The organism is Ruminococcus sp. AM43-6, from assembly GCF_003461785.1.
Taxonomy (GTDB): Bacteria; Bacillota; Clostridia; order Oscillospirales; family Ruminococcaceae; genus Hominimerdicola; species Hominimerdicola aceti.
Genome location: NZ_QTXU01000006.1, coordinates 93,430 through 108,609, shown reverse-complemented (window position 1 = coordinate 108,609; position 15,180 = coordinate 93,430). Strand labels below are relative to the sequence as shown.

The 15,180-nt window shown below is 45.3% G+C and carries 21 protein-coding genes and 1 other annotated feature; of the genes, 8 read left to right on the top strand and 13 right to left on the bottom strand.

The features are described 5' to 3' along the window. Positions 1-81 precede the first annotated feature (81 nt). The 11 genes from rplL to DW938_RS05755 form a co-directional block, all read right to left on the bottom strand. Positions 82-453 (bottom strand): 50S ribosomal protein L7/L12, encoded by a 372-nt coding sequence (rplL, locus tag DW938_RS05805; protein WP_117891382.1) that lies wholly within the window; start codon positions 451-453, stop codon positions 82-84. A 66-nt stretch (positions 454-519) separates the two neighbouring features. Beyond that, complete coding sequence (gene rplJ, locus DW938_RS05800; RefSeq protein WP_022288200.1) at positions 520-1,029, bottom strand: 50S ribosomal protein L10; 510 nt, start codon at positions 1,027-1,029, stop codon at positions 520-522. A 42-nt stretch (positions 1,030-1,071) separates the two neighbouring features. Then, positions 1,072-1,205: a sequence feature (ribosomal protein L10 leader region), on the bottom strand. Positions 1,206-1,269: 64 nt separating this feature from the next. Then, a complete protein-coding gene (locus tag DW938_RS05795) occupies positions 1,270-1,695 on the bottom strand; it encodes a F0F1 ATP synthase subunit epsilon (protein WP_118124166.1) in 426 nt (141 codons plus the stop codon). A 27-nt stretch (positions 1,696-1,722) separates the two neighbouring features. After that, a complete protein-coding gene (gene atpD, locus DW938_RS05790) occupies positions 1,723-3,117 on the bottom strand; it encodes a F0F1 ATP synthase subunit beta (RefSeq protein WP_118124170.1) in 1,395 nt (464 codons plus the stop codon). Positions 3,118-3,145: 28 nt separating this feature from the next. Continuing rightward, complete coding sequence (gene atpG / locus DW938_RS05785) at positions 3,146-4,030, bottom strand: ATP synthase F1 subunit gamma (protein WP_038672510.1); 885 nt, start codon at positions 4,028-4,030, stop codon at positions 3,146-3,148. A 29-nt stretch (positions 4,031-4,059) separates the two neighbouring features. After that, positions 4,060-5,574, bottom strand: a complete 1,515-nt coding sequence (atpA, locus tag DW938_RS05780) for a F0F1 ATP synthase subunit alpha (protein WP_337399820.1) — start codon at positions 5,572-5,574, stop codon at positions 4,060-4,062. After that, positions 5,571-6,077 carry an ATP synthase F1 subunit delta gene (atpH, locus tag DW938_RS05775; protein WP_118124165.1) on the bottom strand — a complete coding sequence of 169 codons (507 nt, stop codon included), beginning with the start codon at positions 6,075-6,077 and terminating at the stop codon, positions 5,571-5,573. The genes atpA and atpH overlap by 4 nt, the downstream gene beginning before the upstream one ends. Then, on the bottom strand, positions 6,074-6,559 hold the full coding sequence (atpF, locus tag DW938_RS05770; RefSeq protein ID WP_046441676.1) for a F0F1 ATP synthase subunit B: 486 nt from the start codon (positions 6,557-6,559) through the stop codon (positions 6,074-6,076). The genes atpH and atpF overlap by 4 nt, the downstream gene beginning before the upstream one ends. 34 nt (positions 6,560-6,593) lie before the next feature. Continuing rightward, positions 6,594-6,812, bottom strand: a complete 219-nt coding sequence (gene atpE / locus DW938_RS05765) for an ATP synthase F0 subunit C (protein ID WP_022288193.1) — start codon at positions 6,810-6,812, stop codon at positions 6,594-6,596. A 47-nt stretch (positions 6,813-6,859) separates the two neighbouring features. After that, the gene (atpE, locus tag DW938_RS05760; protein ID WP_022288192.1) at positions 6,860-7,078 is read right to left on the bottom strand and encodes an ATP synthase F0 subunit C; all 219 of its coding nucleotides are present in this window, start codon (positions 7,076-7,078) and stop codon (positions 6,860-6,862) included. 27 nt (positions 7,079-7,105) lie between these two features. Beyond that, positions 7,106-7,801 (bottom strand): F0F1 ATP synthase subunit A, encoded by a 696-nt coding sequence (locus DW938_RS05755; RefSeq protein ID WP_022288191.1) that lies wholly within the window; start codon positions 7,799-7,801, stop codon positions 7,106-7,108. A gap of 276 nt (positions 7,802-8,077) precedes the next feature. On the opposite strand from DW938_RS05755, the gene DW938_RS05750 reads away from it, so the two are divergent. Next, positions 8,078-8,983 (top strand): LysR family transcriptional regulator, encoded by a 906-nt coding sequence (locus DW938_RS05750; RefSeq protein WP_118124164.1) that lies wholly within the window; start codon positions 8,078-8,080, stop codon positions 8,981-8,983. A 280-nt stretch (positions 8,984-9,263) separates the two neighbouring features. On the opposite strand, the gene DW938_RS05745 is transcribed toward DW938_RS05750, so the two are convergent. Both DW938_RS05745 and DW938_RS05740 read right to left on the bottom strand, forming a co-directional pair. Continuing rightward, on the bottom strand, positions 9,264-10,163 hold the full coding sequence (locus tag DW938_RS05745; protein WP_118124163.1) for an FAD-dependent oxidoreductase: 900 nt from the start codon (positions 10,161-10,163) through the stop codon (positions 9,264-9,266). Positions 10,164-10,234: 71 nt separating this feature from the next. Continuing rightward, complete coding sequence (locus DW938_RS05740) at positions 10,235-10,687, bottom strand: Rrf2 family transcriptional regulator (RefSeq protein ID WP_118124162.1); 453 nt, start codon at positions 10,685-10,687, stop codon at positions 10,235-10,237. Between the two features lie 286 nt (positions 10,688-10,973). Between DW938_RS05740 and DW938_RS05735 the strand changes: the two genes are divergently transcribed. The 7 genes from DW938_RS05735 to DW938_RS05705 are packed head-to-tail and all read left to right on the top strand — an operon-like array spanning position 10,974 to position 15,070. After that, positions 10,974-12,200 carry a PLP-dependent transferase gene (locus DW938_RS05735; RefSeq protein WP_118124161.1) on the top strand — a complete coding sequence of 409 codons (1,227 nt, stop codon included), beginning with the start codon at positions 10,974-10,976 and terminating at the stop codon, positions 12,198-12,200. 12 nt (positions 12,201-12,212) lie between these two features. Beyond that, positions 12,213-13,076, top strand: coding sequence for a 4Fe-4S binding protein (locus DW938_RS05730; protein WP_038672496.1), 864 nt, complete (start codon positions 12,213-12,215; stop codon positions 13,074-13,076). Next, positions 13,069-13,314 carry a sulfurtransferase TusA family protein gene (locus DW938_RS05725; RefSeq protein WP_022288185.1) on the top strand — a complete coding sequence of 82 codons (246 nt, stop codon included), beginning with the start codon at positions 13,069-13,071 and terminating at the stop codon, positions 13,312-13,314. Before DW938_RS05730 ends, DW938_RS05725 begins: the two co-directional genes overlap by 8 nt. Then, positions 13,314-13,631: a thioredoxin family protein gene (locus DW938_RS05720; protein ID WP_118124160.1), complete on the top strand. Its 318-nt coding sequence runs from the start codon at positions 13,314-13,316 to the stop codon at positions 13,629-13,631. Before DW938_RS05725 ends, DW938_RS05720 begins: the two co-directional genes overlap by 1 nt. Positions 13,632-13,644: 13 nt before the next feature. Then, positions 13,645-13,851 (top strand): sulfur carrier protein ThiS, encoded by a 207-nt coding sequence (gene thiS / locus DW938_RS05715; RefSeq protein WP_022288183.1) that lies wholly within the window; start codon positions 13,645-13,647, stop codon positions 13,849-13,851. Next, positions 13,851-14,663: a thiazole biosynthesis adenylyltransferase ThiF gene (gene thiF / locus DW938_RS05710; RefSeq protein ID WP_117865199.1), complete on the top strand. Its 813-nt coding sequence runs from the start codon at positions 13,851-13,853 to the stop codon at positions 14,661-14,663. The genes thiS and thiF overlap by 1 nt, the downstream gene beginning before the upstream one ends. Next, positions 14,660-15,070, top strand: a complete 411-nt coding sequence (locus DW938_RS05705; protein WP_117858160.1) for a M67 family metallopeptidase — start codon at positions 14,660-14,662, stop codon at positions 15,068-15,070. Before thiF ends, DW938_RS05705 begins: the two co-directional genes overlap by 4 nt. Positions 15,071-15,180: the final 110 nt, after the last annotated feature.

Genomic DNA, 15,180 nt, shown 5'->3' with positions numbered 1-15,180 from the left:
GATTTCCCAAAAGCAGGAAATCTCGGCTCTTTGAGCGCTGTTTTTTTTACAACGCCTTTAATTATTTGTGCAAACTCAGAATTACTTGAGCTCAACAGAAGCGCCAGCAGCCTCAAGCTTTGTCTTGATCTCCTCAGCGTCAGCCTTTGAAACACCTTCCTTGATAGCCTTAGGAGCACTCTCAACGAGTTCCTTAGACTCCTTAAGACCAAGACCTGTGATCTCCTTAACAGCCTTGATAACAGCCATCTTAGCATCGCCGAATGAAGTCAGAACTACGTCGAACTCTGTCTTCTCCTCAGCAGCAGCGCCAGCAGCACCAGCAGCTGGAGCAGCAGCAACAGCAGCTGTTACACCGAATTCTTCCTGGATAGCGTCAACAAGCTCTGAAAGCTCGAGAACGGAAAGTTTCTTGATCTCTTCTACAAAATTCATAATCTTCTCTGAAGCCATGATAAAAATCTCCTTTTTATTAAATAATTTTTCGGGTCAAAGCCCATTCGTTAAGCGGCATATAAATTATGCAGCCTCGTTGTCCTTGTCCACAACAGCCTGAAGTGTTGCGGCAAGCTTCTGGATAGGGCCCTGAAGGGAACCAACCAGCTGTGCGAGCAGTGTTTCTCTTGAAGGGATCTTCGAGAGAGCCTTAACGCCTGCCTCGTCATAAACGTCCTCACCAATGTAACCAGCCTTGAGGAAGAACTTTTCGTCCTTGCAGTCCTCAGCAAACTTACCGAGTATTCTTGCAGGAGCTGTCTGGTCGTCGTTAGAGATAGCGATAGCTGTTGTACCCTCGAGTACGTTTGTGATACCGTCAAGACCAGCTTCCTTAAGAGCAAATCTCAGGATAGTGTTCTTCTCAACGAAATAACTTACGCCAGCCTCTCTCAGCTCTTTTCTGAGCTTTGTATCCTCTTCAACAGTGATACCCTTGTAATCAACGAGTACGCCTGCAGCAGAGTTCTTGAGCATTTCAACGAGCTGTGCAACTCTTTCCTTCTTAGCGGACAATGTCTTTTCGCTTGGCATTTCAATTTCACCTCTTTGAACTAATTTACGCAAACCGTAAACTAACAAAAGAAAAAATCCCTTTCGTCGCAAGACAAAAGAGATACAAAGTCATAACTACTTTGCTATTCCTTTCCTCGGCTGGACTTCTGCAGTTTCCTGCTGCCAACTGTCTTTAGATACGAATGCTCTAATATTATAACAGACCCCTGACCTTTTGTCAAGAGCCTGTTACATTTCTAATGTAAATTTTTTGTGAACTTAAATATTTATCTTATGCTTTGTATACTTGCTTGATATTTTAAGTCTTGCTAAAGCCTTGTTAAGAGCCGCCTGCGTGTGGTAATATTCTGAAATGCTCTGCTTCTGCCTGAGCTTCTCCTCAGCTCTCTCCTTGGCGGCTTCTGCACGCTTTTCGTCTATCTCCTCAGGGCGTTCCACAGTGTCCGCAAGAAGCGTCACATATGACGGCATTATCTCCACAAAACCGTCGCTTACCACTGCATAGTGCCACTCGTCCCCCGTCCTGAAACGCAGCTCACCTGCGTTAAGACAGGTTATCATGGGCTGATGATTAGGCAGTATTCCGAAAGAGCCGTCCTGACCCGGAAATATAAGCTCGTCACATTCTCCCGAATAGAAAACGTGGTCGCTGGCAAGTATTTCAAGCTTGAATGTCTTTACCATTTCAGCTTCTCCTTTCGGTGAGGGTCATCACTCGTTTTCAAGCTGTTTAGCCTTTTCGATAACATCGTCGATAGTGCCTGCGTTAAGGAATGCAGCCTCCGGATATTCGTCCATTTCGCCGTCGATTATCTTCTTGAAGCCTCTGATCGTTTCTTTCAGAGGAACATATTTGCCCTCTATGCCTGTGAAGTTTTCTGCAACATGGAAAGGCTGTGAAAGGAATTTCTGTATCTTTCTTGCCCTGTAAACAGCCGTCTTGTCGGCGTCGTCAAGCTCCTCCATGCCCAGGATAGAAATGATATCCTGAAGTTCCTTGTATTTCTGCAAAAGCTCCTGAGTCTTTCTTGCAACTTCGTAATGCTCCTGACCTACTACGTCAGGCTCCAGTATTCTTGAAGTTGACTCCAGAGGGTCAACGGCAGGATAGATGCCCTGCTCAACTATCTTTCTTGACAGCACCGTTGTTGCGTCAAGATGCGAGAACGTGATAGCAGGTGCAGGGTCTGTCAGGTCGTCCGCAGGGACGTATACAGCCTGAACAGATGTGATAGAGCCTTGCTTTGTGGAAGCGATACGCTCCTGCAAAGCGCCCATTTCGTTTGCAAGGGTTGGCTGATAACCAACGGCTGACGGCATTCTGCCAAGAAGTGCAGATACCTCAGAGCCTGCCTGAACGAATCTGAATATGTTGTCTATGAAAAGCAGTACGTCCTGATGTTCCTTATCCCTGAAATACTCAGCCATTGTAAGTCCTGTCTGAGCAACTCTCATTCTTGATCCTGGTGGCTCGTTCATCTGACCGAACACTAGGGCTGTCTTTTTGATAACGCCTGAGTCTGTCATTTCGTGCCATAGGTCATTGCCCTCTCTTGAACGCTCTCCAACGCCTGTGAATATGGAATATCCGCCATGCTCTGTGGCAACGTTTGTGATAAGCTCCTGAATAAGTACAGTTTTACCAACGCCTGCACCGCCGAACAGACCTATTTTACCGCCCTTTGCATATGGAGCAAGAAGGTCTATTACCTTTATGCCTGTTTCAAGGATCTCTGTTGCAGGCTTCTGATCTTCAAATTTTGGCGGCTCTCTGTGTATCTCCCAGTAGTCGTCAGCCTTGACAGGCTCGCCGCCGTCAATGCTCTCACCAAGGACATTGAACATTCTTCCAAGGGTAGCGTCGCCTACAGGAACTTTTATGCAAGCGCCTGTGGCAGTGACCTCCATATCCTTTTCAAGTCCGTCGCTTGAAGCAAGCATGATAGCTCTGACAGTGTTGTTGCCAAGCTGCTGAGCCACTTCCATGACCTTTCTCTTGCCGTCAAGCTGTACAGTAAGAGCGTCCTTTATCATAGGTAGCTTGCCGTTTTCAAATTCAACGTCAACGACAGGTCCCATTATTTCAACGATCTTTCCTTTTTCCATTTTAATCTCAACACCTTTCCCGAAAGCCTTAACTCTCGTCCTTTTGAGCATTTGCTCCGCTGACGATCTCGGTTATCTCCTGTGTGATAGCCGCCTGTCTTGCTCGGTTATACTGCAATGACAGCTCCTTTATCATCTCCGAAGCACTTGTGGTAGCACCGCTCATGGCGGTCATTCTGGCATTCTGCTCACTAGAGAACGCCTCTACCAAAACGCCGAATATAAGACCTTTCATGTAGTTCGGCACAAGATGATCCATTACCTTTTCAGGACTTGGTCTGAACGTTACGATATCGTGATCCTGCTTTTGCAGAGGGTGTTCAAAGTCCTCACGCTCCAGCGGAAAAAGCTTGAGCATCTCAGGCTCCATATCCATGGAATTTATCATCTTGGTGTAAATAACATAAACCTCGTCAAGATATTTTCTCTCAAAAAGATCTGTGACAGTTTCGGCGATCGCCCTCGCCCTGTAAAGGGTAGGATTTTGAGCCGTGTAAAGGAATTCGGCGTCGATTGTCACGTTCTTTCTTGAAAAATAATGTCTTCCGATCTGTCCCACAACGAAAAGGCAGGTGTTCTTGTGCTTAGCCATTTCCTGCTCTGCAAGCTTTAAAACGTTGTGGTTATAAGCTCCTGCCAGACCCTTGTCGGCTGTTACCACTATGTAGCCTATCATTTTGTCCTCAGGCTTTTTCTCCTCACGCTGGTCGAAATACTTGTGCTCGAACTCAGGTGTGTGGAGCAGTATGTGGTGAATGGTAGACTGGAGCTTTTCAAAGTAAGGCTCGGTGTTTTCAAGCCTTTTCTTGGCTTTTTTCAGATTTGAGGAAGAGATAAGGTACATAGCGTTTGTGATCTTCATGATCTCGCTTACGCTTGCGATCCTTTCTCTTATCTCTCTCATTCCTGCCATGCCTTATGCCTCCTTTCGGTGCAGAGCCCTTATCTGCCCTGCTTAAATTCCTTTGCGGCAGCAACTATCTTTGCGTCAAGCTCGTCTGTCATGACCTTTTTGTCGTTTATCTCGGCAATTATATCGCTGTGATTTGCCTCAAAGTAGGAAAGCATATCCAGTGTGAATTTTCTTATCTCCTTAACAGGCACGTCAAGCAAAAGCTTGTGCTGTGCACAGCAGAGGATAATTACCTCCTCGTGCATTGAATAAGGGTGATAGAGCGGCTGTTTGAGTATCTCAACGAGCCTGTGACCATGGTCGAGAAGCTCCTGCGTTGTCTTATCAAGCTCAGAGCTGAACTGTGTGAACACTTCCATTTCTCTGAACTGTGCAAGGTCGATACGCAGATTGCCTGATACTTTCTTTACTATCTTGGTCTGTGCCGCACCGCCTACACGGGATACTGAAAGACCAACGTTTACAGCAGGTCTTACGCCTGAGAAGAACAGCTCTGTTTCAAGGAAGATCTGTCCGTCTGTGATAGAAATAACGTTTGTAGGGATATATGCGGAAACGTCGCCTGCCTGTGTTTCGATTATAGGCAGGGCAGTGATAGAACCGCCGCCGTGGGCGTCGTCAAGTCTGCATGAACGCTCCAGCAGTCTTGAATGAAGATAGAATACATCTCCAGGGTAAGCCTCACGTCCCGGAGAACGTTTCAGAAGCAGGCTCATTGCTCTGTATGCAACTGCGTGCTTTGAAAGGTCATCGTATACTATAAGAACGTCCTTGCCCTTATCCATGAAATATTCAGCCATTGCTGTGCCTGCGTATGGGCATATGTACTGCAAAGGCGCAAGGTCGCTGGCCATAGCTGTTACAACTATGGTGTAATCCATAGCACCATGCTTTTTCAGATCCTCAACGAACTTTGCGACTGTGGAAGCTTTTTGTCCGATAGCCACATATACGCATATCATATCCTTGCCCTTTTGGTTAAGAATGGTATCAAGAGCAATGGAAGTTTTACCTGTCTGACGGTCGCCTATGATAAGCTCACGCTGACCTCTGCCGATAGGGAACATTGAGTCGATAGAAAGTATACCTGTTTCCAGCGGCACTGTAACAGACTTTCTGTCGCAAACGCCTGCGGCTTCACGTTCGATAGGGTAATAATCGTCATACTCTATCTCGCCCATGCCGTCGATAGGAGCGCCCAGAGCGTCAACAACTCTGCCCAGAAGCTTTTCGCCAACGCCGACGCCTGCCCTTTTCTTTGTTCTGACTACCTTTGAACCTTCCGTAAGACCATGGTCAGAGCCAAGAAGAACGCAGCCGAGAGTTTTTCTCTCCACATTCTGAACTATTCCTTTAACGCCTGTTTCAAATTCAACAAGCTCACCATACATTGCATGATTAAGACCGTAAATATTTACGATACCGTCATTTATGGATATTATCCTGCCTGTTTCGTTGACCTGAGTTTTCGCCTCAAAGTCAGCTATCTCACTTTTAAGCACCGAGATAATATCGCTTCTGCTTGAACCTGCCAAGCCGTTCACCTCCCTGATATCCTGTTCTGCAAAGCTTTTATCATACCCTGAACGCTCTTGTCATACTCGACCCCGTTCACTTCAAGACGATAGCCGCCCATGAGGGCTTCGTCGGTATTCACTTCCAGCAGAACATCGCTCACGCCGTATTTCTTTTTCAGCGTTTCTTTTATTTTATCCGTCTGTGCCTTTTCAGGCGGGCAGACGCAGTAAAGCTCAGCTTTAAGTATATTTTTGCTTTTGAGAACCTCCTCATCGTATGCGTCAAAAATGTCGCTTATCTTATCCATGTGACCCCACTGACACATAACTTTCAGAAAGTTTCTCATGTCCTCAGGAAAAAGCCTGTCTATAACTTTCTCCTTTTCCTTTATTTCCACAGCAGGGCTTGCGAGAGCATCCCTAAGCTCGTCACAGCTTTCAAAAAGCTCTCTTGAAGCCTTTACGCTCTCAGCCTTTGGCGAAAGCTCAAAAAGCACTCTGCCGCAGACTTCCTCAGGATAAAAGATCATTTGGCAGCACCTACCTCGGAGAGAAATTCATCAACAGTTTCTCTGTCGGAGTCGCCTCCCACATTTTTCTTAATGACCTTAGCAGCCGCCAGTATAGCAAGGTCTGCGATCTGGTATTTTGCGTCGTCCATAGCCTTTTCCTTTTCGTTTGCAATGGACTTTTCAGCTTCTTTCATTATCTTAGCAGACTCGGCTCTTGCATTTTCAAGCATAAGGTCGCATTCTCTGCCTGCCTGTGCTTTAGCCTTGTTTGTTATCTCAACAGCCTGACTGTGTGCGTCGGCTATCTCAGCTTCATAGTCAGCTTTTATTTTTTCAGCGTCCGCCTTAGCCTGTGCCGCACCGTCAAGGTCGCTTTGTATCTTTGCAGACCTCTCGTCCATCATTTTGCACACGGGCTTGAAAAGAAACTTTTTAAGGAGCAGATACAGTACCAGCAGATTTATTATTACCCATACCAAACTTATATCAAGACTTATCATAGCTATGCTCCTTTCATAAAGATGTTTTGTTTTATTACTTCAGGAAGAAGATGATAAGGATAGCTACGATAAGACCATAAATAGCGGTTGCCTCTGCAAGTGCGCAGCCGAGAAGCAGTGAGCTTCTTATATCCTTTTTTGCTTCAGGCTGTCTTGCGATAGACTCTGTTGCCTTTCCTGTTGCAAGACCTATTCCGATGCCTGCGCCTATTCCTGTAATAACGGCTACAGCCGCACCAATTGCTACTAACATGATATATACCTCCGTTTTTATTCTTTTACTTTTCTACGCTTATTCTCTTACTTCAGGAAGAAGATGATAAGGATAGCTACGATAAGGCCGTAGATAGCTGTTGCCTCTGCAAGTGCGCAGCCGAGAAGCAGTGAGCTTCTTATATCCTTTTTAGCCTCAGGCTGTCTTGCGATAGACTCTGTTGCTTTTCCTGTTGCGATACCTATTCCGATACCTGCTCCTATTCCTGTAATAACGGCTACAGCCGCACCGATTGCTACTAACATAGATCATACCTCCGAATTTCTGTTATCTTAGTCGTCGTCCTCTATTGCTTCATTTATGAACAGGGACGTGAGGAACACGAAAACATATGCCTGAATGAAGCCGTCGAAAATATCAAAGTATGCCGAGAATGCCAGCGGTATCACTATCGGGCAAACGGCGTCGATAAGCTCCATGATGATATAAGATGCAAGCACGTTTCCGAAAAGTCGCATACAAAGCGACAGCGGTCTGATAACAAGCTCCATTACATTCAGCGGAGCGATTATCGCCACAGGTTTGGCAAAGCTTTTCAGCCAGCCCTTTGTTCCTTTTGCTCTTATTCCTGCAACCTCCACAAGCACAATGCTCATGATCGCAAGTCCTGCGGTAACATTCAGGTCTTTTGTAGGCGGTGTAAAGCCCAGCAGACCGATGATGTTCGCAAAGCCTATGTAGATAATGACAGTTGCAAGGAACGGAAAATACGCCATACCCTTTTCTCCAAGCTGTTCTCTGAAGAAATCTCTGAGAAAGCCTACGAATGATTCAAGCATCATCTGTTTCCTGTCAGGGATAAGTTTAAGGTTTCTTGTGAGAAGTATTGAAGCTATCACAAGTATCGCCATTATTATCCATGTTACCACGCAGGACACAGGAACGGGTATGCCTCCGAAAATCGGTATCCTGAAAGCTACTTTGTTTTGCATAGCCTCGGAAAGATTTTCGGAAATTCTCTCCAGCATTTTATCACCTCCAAAAAAATAAAACCAATAAGAATGCCAGCCTCATAAGGGTATAATAAGGTCCACACCGTTTACCCCCAAGCGGTCTAATGCAATCGTCATTGATTTTATCATGATAAAACTATTTTTTGTATGCGTCCCCCTATGGGCGCAGTGATGTAAGACTTGCTTTTTGTCTACGAATATATTATAATACAATCATAAGCATATGTCAAATAGATATTTTCTATTGTAAACATACTCATAGTGTATGGATAGAGAGGAGAGAAACGGTTTATGAGAGAGATAAATTTCGAGCATTATAAGATATTCTATTATGTGGCAAAGTTCCAGAACATAACAATGGCGGCGAACTATCTGTTTTTGTCGCAGCCGAGCATAAGCCGATGCGTAAAAAATCTTGAGGACGAGCTTGGGTGTAAGCTTTTTGTGCGGTCAAAAAAGGGCGTAGAGCTAACAACGGGCGGAGAGATGCTCTTTAAGCATATATCCATAGCCTGCAAGCATATATTCTCGGCAGAGGAGGAGCTTGCGCTGATAAGCGAGCGTGACAGGGCGATAGTAAGGCTTGGAGGAAGCGAGGTGGCACTGCAAAGCTTTCTTATAGACCGCATTGTAGAATTTCACAGAGAACACCCGAAGATACAGATAAAGATAGACAGTATGTCCACCCCTGACGCTATAGAAGCGCTGAGGGCAAATCTAATAGACGTGGCTGTAGTTACCTCGCCGTTTGCAGACAAAACGGGGCTTAACATAAATGTGATAAAGAAGCTTCAGGACATCGTTGCCGCAGGAAATGGCTTTTTCTATCTTAAAGACAAGGAGATATCCCTGCATGAGCTTGTGAAATATCCTCTTATATGCCTGAAAAATACCACCACCACCCGAAACTATCTTGACCACATATTCAGACAGCACAATCTGCTTTTGCGACCTGATATTGAGCTTACGTCCATAAACTTTGTAATGCCAATGGTAAAGAACAATCTTGGCATAGGCTTCATGCAGTATGCGACCACCAAGGCGGAGATAGAGGCAGGGAACATCTTCAGGGTGAACACAAAAGAGCAGATACCGCCCAGGAGCATATGTGCGGTGACGGCTTCCCAGTATGAAACTCCTGAGCCTGTGCAGAGGTTTATAGACAGCCTGCTTGAAAAGGAAAGCGTGAATATATAAAAGCAATTTGGGGCGTTGGTGACAGCGTCCTTTTTTTGCGGTTTACACACAACGTTTGGCACATTGTTTCAAACACTATACGGCACGTCTACACAAATTCGTGATAAAACCAAACCTTGCCGCCCTCAGAGCGGGCTGTCGAGGGCGCCAGCCCCTACATTTATACCTGCAGTTTCTACTGCCGCAAAATCGCTGTCGCCCTTTGCAGGGGTTACTTTGTATAAGGATATAGAAAAAGCGGTGCAGAGTTTTACGCTCCGACACCGCTTTGTTTTGCTTTTTACAGCTCCATTATATATTTTTCCGCAGAAGAAAGTGCGTTTGCACCGTCTGCCGCTGCTGTTATTACCTGCCTGAGAGGTGTAGTACGGACATCTCCTGCCACAAAAAGACCCTTTGCAGTGGTGATCCCGTCCTCGCCTGCTTTCACATATCCGCTTTCGTCAAGCTCGCAAACGCCCTCTAAAGCTTGTGTATTCGGCACGCTTCCGATTGCGCAGAACACTCCGTCCACGGCAATGTTCTTTTCTTCGCCGTTTTGTATATAGGTAATACCCTCTGCATTCTCGCCCCCTGTTACCTCTTTTATAACTGCGTTCATAACAGGCACGATATTATCTGTTTCAGCGACTTTTTTCTGCAAAGCCTTATTTGCTCTGAACTCGTCACGTCTGTGGATAAGGTAAACAGTTTTTGCAAGCTTTGAAAGATAAAGTGCGTCGCCAAGTGCAGTATCTCCTCCGCCCACAACAGCCACAACTTTATCCTTATAGAAGAAGCCGTCGCACACTGCACAGTAAGAAATGCGCTGTTTCTCACCGCCTGCCACGGCAAGATGACGATATGAAGTGCCTGCGGTGTAAATAACCGTTTTTCCTTCTTTTACAGAGCCGTCCTTGAATATGACCTTCCAGCCCTCGGCTGTTTTCTCAAAGCTCTCAGCCTCACCCTCGTAAAACTCAGCACCAAGAGTTTCAGCCTGCTCTCTGAACTTTTCTCCAAGGTCATAGCCGTTTATGCCGTAAAGACCCGGGTAGTTCTCAACTCTGTCTGTAACAGATATCTGACCTGTGCCCATGTAGTCCTTTTCGCACACCAGTGCGGAAAGCATTGCTCTGCCTGCATATATCGCCGCAGTAAGCCCCGCAGGACCACTGCCTATTATTATAACGTCATACATAAAAACACTTCCTTTATATATAGTATACACTCTCTGTCCTTAATTATAAAATGAAAACCGACTTTTGTCAATCAGATATAATACATAGGCTCTGAAACGTTCTCTGCTGACTCTTTATTATAGAAGTCAACGAGCTGTCTGAGGGTTACAGATTCTGTGTAGCTTTTCAGCTTGTTCTCTAATCTCAGCCATATAAAATCGTCAAGCACCTGTGCAAATTCTGTGTTTTCGTCATTTACTACCGCAACATCGCTTCCAAGCACCGATGGGTCGAGAGCGTCGATTATTTCTTTGAGTGTTATCTTCTCTGGCTTTTTGTTGAGTATATATCCGCCCCTAGAGCCTTTTATGCCTTTTATGAGCCTTGCCTGCCTCAGAGAAGTAAGCACCTGCTCAAGATATTTTCCTGAAAGTCCACGTCTTTCTGCCACGCTGTATACTGTCACTGTTTCGCCGTTTTCTGAGTTCATTGCAATGTCTGCAATGGCAATTATGCCACATTCTACTTTTGTTGAAATTTTCATTTCTGCACCTCCCTAGAAATGACAATCTTATCATTTCTCATGCTTTTTATACTTGTCCTATTATTCATAGTAATCCTATCAACATAATATATTTTATACTTTTTTGAGCAAACTGTCAAGAGTTTTCATAAAAATAAGGGCATATTTTAAAAGAAATGTTAAATCTATAGTAATCCTATTGACTTTATATGATTTATGTTGTATAATATCTACAGTAACAAAGAACATCGCACCTTGACAGGCGTGCGGTGATAGCTATATAATAAGAAAACAGGGGGCGTTTCCTTTGAAATTCAATACAAAATTGCTCCATGGCGGATTTGGACCTGAGAAAACAACAGGCTCAACGCTCACTCCGATATATCAGGTGAGTGCCTTTGCGCAGGAGTCGGCTGAGCAGCTTGAAAAAGTATTCAATAATAAAGCACCGGGATATGCTTACACAAGAATAAGCAACCCGACAGTGGCGGCTTTTGAGAACCGAATGAATACCCTTGAAAAAGGTGTTGGCGCAGTGGCATGTTCATCAGGCATGGCGGCTGTTACAATGTCGCTTCTGAACATTCTTGAAGCAGGGGACGAGATAATATGCGGCGCAGGTCTTTTCGGCGGCACTATCGACCTTTTCGGCGACCTTGCGGCATTCGGTATCAAGACCAAGTTCGTAAAGCACGTTACAAAAGAGGAAATAGCCCCTATTATAAATAGTAAGACCAAAGCGGTCTTTGCCGAGCTTATCGGAAACCCTAATCTTGAAATAGTTGATATAAAGTCGGTGGCTGACCTTGCCCATGAAAACGGTGCGGTGTTTATACTTGACAGCACAACGGCTACACCTTATCTTATAAATCCATTTGACTACGGTGCTGATATCGTGGTACATTCCACGTCAAAGTATATAAACGGCGGAGGAAATTCCATAAGCGGCGTAATAATCGACAGCGGAAACTTCAAATGGGATTATGACAAATTCAAGGGACTGGCAGAATATAAGAAATTCGGGAAGTTTGCTTATATCGCAAAGCTGAGAAACGGCATATGGAGAAACGTGGGCGGCTGTCTTGCTCCGATGAACGCATTTATGAACAGCGTGGGACTTGAAACACTGGGTCTTAGAATGGAGCGATGTTGCCACAACGCTTTGAAGCTTGCGGAGTTTTTTGAAAGCTGTGAGGGCATTGAAGTGAACTATCCTGCACTGAAAGCCAGCCCGTTCTATGACCTTTGTCAGGAAGAGCTTGGCGGCAAGGGCGGTGCTATACTCACCATAAGAGCAGGCTCGAAGGAAAGAGCATTCAAGCTTATAAACGGCTTGAAACTTGCAACAAATGCAACTAATATCGGAGATACGAGAACGCTCGTTATCCACCCTGCAAGCACTATCTACGCTCACGGAAGCGAGGAGCAGAAGACAAATGCAGGCGTGTTCGGCGACACAATTAGGATAAGCGTCGGAATTGAGGACGCATCGGATCTGATCGAGGACTTTAAACAGTCCATAGAAAAACTTTAGGAGGAATTTACTATGGCAGTTGACTACGCAACACTTAAAAAAGGCGGTTTCATGCGCCAGAAGCAGAAGAATAACTTTTCACTTAGACTTAGAGTTGTGGGCGGAAACCTTACGGCAAAACAGCTTGCAACTATTGCGGAGGTGTCTGATAAATACGGCGAGGGCTATGTTCATCTTACATCACGTCAGAGCGTTGAGATACCTTTTATAAAGCTTGACGATATTGACGAGGTAAAGGCGGCTCTTGCAAAGGGCGACACAGAACCGGGCGTTTGCGGACCGAGAGTAAGAACTATCACAGCTTGTCAGGGCGCTGCTGTCTGTCCAAGCGGCTGTATAGATACATACGCTCTTGCAAAGGAGCTTGACGAAAGATATTTCGCAAGGGAGCTTCCTCACAAGTTCAAGTTCGGCATCACAGGCTGTCAGAACAACTGCCTTAAAGCGGAAGAAAATGACGTTGGTATCAAGGGCGGCATAAAGGTAGAATGGCGTGAAGCTGATTGTATCGGCTGTGGCGTGTGCGTAAAGGCTTGCCGTCAGGGTGCGCTTACAATGGAGGACGGAAAGATAGTCCTTGACAAAGAGAAGTGCAATTTCTGCGGACGCTGTTTTAAGGCTTGTCCTACAGAAGCGTGGGATACTATCCACGGCTATATAGTTTCATTCGGCGGACTTTTCGGCAACCATATCAACAAGGGCGAAACTGTTATCCCATTTATCGAGGATAAGGAAACTCTTATGAAGATTTGCGATACCGCTATACAGTTCTTTGACGATAACGCAAAAGCTGGCGAAAGATTCAAGTTCACTATCGACAGAGTGGGCAGAGAGAAATTCACAAATACTATACTGGAGGTTTATAACAATGGCTGATTTTAAAATAGACGATACAGTGGATATCACCACGGTGGTTTGCCCGACAACATTTGTTAAGGCAAAGGTAGCTCTTGAGGAGCTTGACGACGGACAGATACTTTCTATAAAAATGAATGACGGCGAGCCTGTTCAGAACGTTCCAAGAAGCATTAAGGAAGAGGGTCACAAGATACTGAAGCTCATCGATAATGAGGACGGCACTTATGACCTTATCGTACAAAAGGTGGGAGATTAATGTCAGTAAGAGCAAATAAGGATACTTTCGAGAGCGAGATAAACGAGGCAGGAAAGCTTGTTATCGCAGATTTCTATTCAGATTCCTGCGTTCCATGCAGGCGAATGTCACCGCTTCTTGCGGAAACTGAGGAGGAAGACCCGGAGGGCATAAAGCTTGTGAAGCTCAACATAAACTTTGACGGGGAAACCGCTCAGAAGTATAATGTCACAAGCGTTCCGACACTTGTGTTCTTCAAGGACGGAGCAGAAAAAGCAAGACTTACGGGAGCTGTAAAGAAGTCACAGCTTTCCGAAACAATAAATTCAATAGATTAAGGAGAAATGTATCATGACTATAACAGTAGCAGGCAATAAAAAGGACGTTGCAGAGGGACTTACAGTGGCACAGCTCGTTATCGACGAGAATGTTGAAACACCACAGTACGTTACAGTAACTATCAATGACGAATTTGTAGAAAGCGGCGCTTTTGAAAGCACAGTTCTTAAAGACGGCGACGTTGTAGAATTTCTTTACTTCATGGGAGGCGGACAGTAATGGCATTTACAGACGAACAGCTCGAGCGTTACTCACGCCACATCATTCTTAAAGAGGTTGGCGCAAAGGGACAGAAAAAGCTACTTAACGCAAAGGTACTTATAATAGGCGCAGGCGGACTTGGCGCACCTGCCGCTATGTATCTTGCCGCAGCAGGCGTTGGTACTATCGGCATTGCAGACGCAGACGAGGTAGATCTCTCAAATCTGCAAAGACAGATCATCCATACAACGCAGGACGTTGGCAAGGCAAAGGTTCTTTCCGCAAAGGAAACAATGGAGGCTATCAACCCTGACGTCAAGGTGAATACATACCGTACCTTTATCGACAGCGAGAACATCATGGATATAATCAAGGACTATGATTTCGTTATCGACGGCACTGATAATTTTCCTGCAAAGTTTCTTATCAATGACGCCTGCGTAATGGCTAAAAAGCCATTTTCACACGCTGGTATCATCAGATTTAAGGGTCAGCTCATGACTTATGTTCCAGGTCAGGGACCATGCTATAGATGTGTGTTCAAGAACCCACCTCCGAAGGACGCTGTTCCTACTTGCAAGCAGGCAGGCGTTATCGGTGCAATGGGCGGCGTTATAGGAAGCCTGCAGGCAATGGAAGCTATCAAGTATATCCTTGGAGTTGGCGAGCTTCTCACAGGCTATCTGCTTACTTATGACGCACTTAAAATGGAGTTCAGAAAGGTAAAGCTCCCTCAGGATACAAAGGGCTGTGCAGTATGCGGCGAGCACCCTACTATCACAGAGCTTATCGACTATGAACAGGCAGAATGTGACGGTGTACATCTATGATAAAACTCAGCAAAAGCGATTATGAAAAGATACTGCACCACGCTGAAAGCGAGCTTCCAAACGAAGCCTGCGGTCTTATCGGCGGAGTAAAAGAGGGCAGTGACAAGATAATAAAAAAGGTCTATCTTCTCACGAACATAGACCACTCAAACGAGCATTTTTCTCTTGACCCTAAGGAGCAGCTTGCTGCTATCAAGGACATGAGAGCAGAGGGACTTGTTCCTCTGGGCAACTGGCACTCACACCCTGAGTCACCTTCTCGTCCTTCTGATGAGGATAAAAGGCTTGCTTATGACAAGACCGCAAGCTATATGATACTCTCACTTATGAACAGAGATGAGCCTGTGCTCAATTCTTTCCATATCGAGGGAACAGATTCCACAAAAGAGGAACTTGTGATAGAATAGCAAAAAGTAGGGGCGAACAGCGTTCGCCCGCAATTCGCCCACTCTCGTTTCGTAAGACACAAACAAAAAGCAGTACCCCAACAGGTACTGCTTTTATTATTTCATCATGC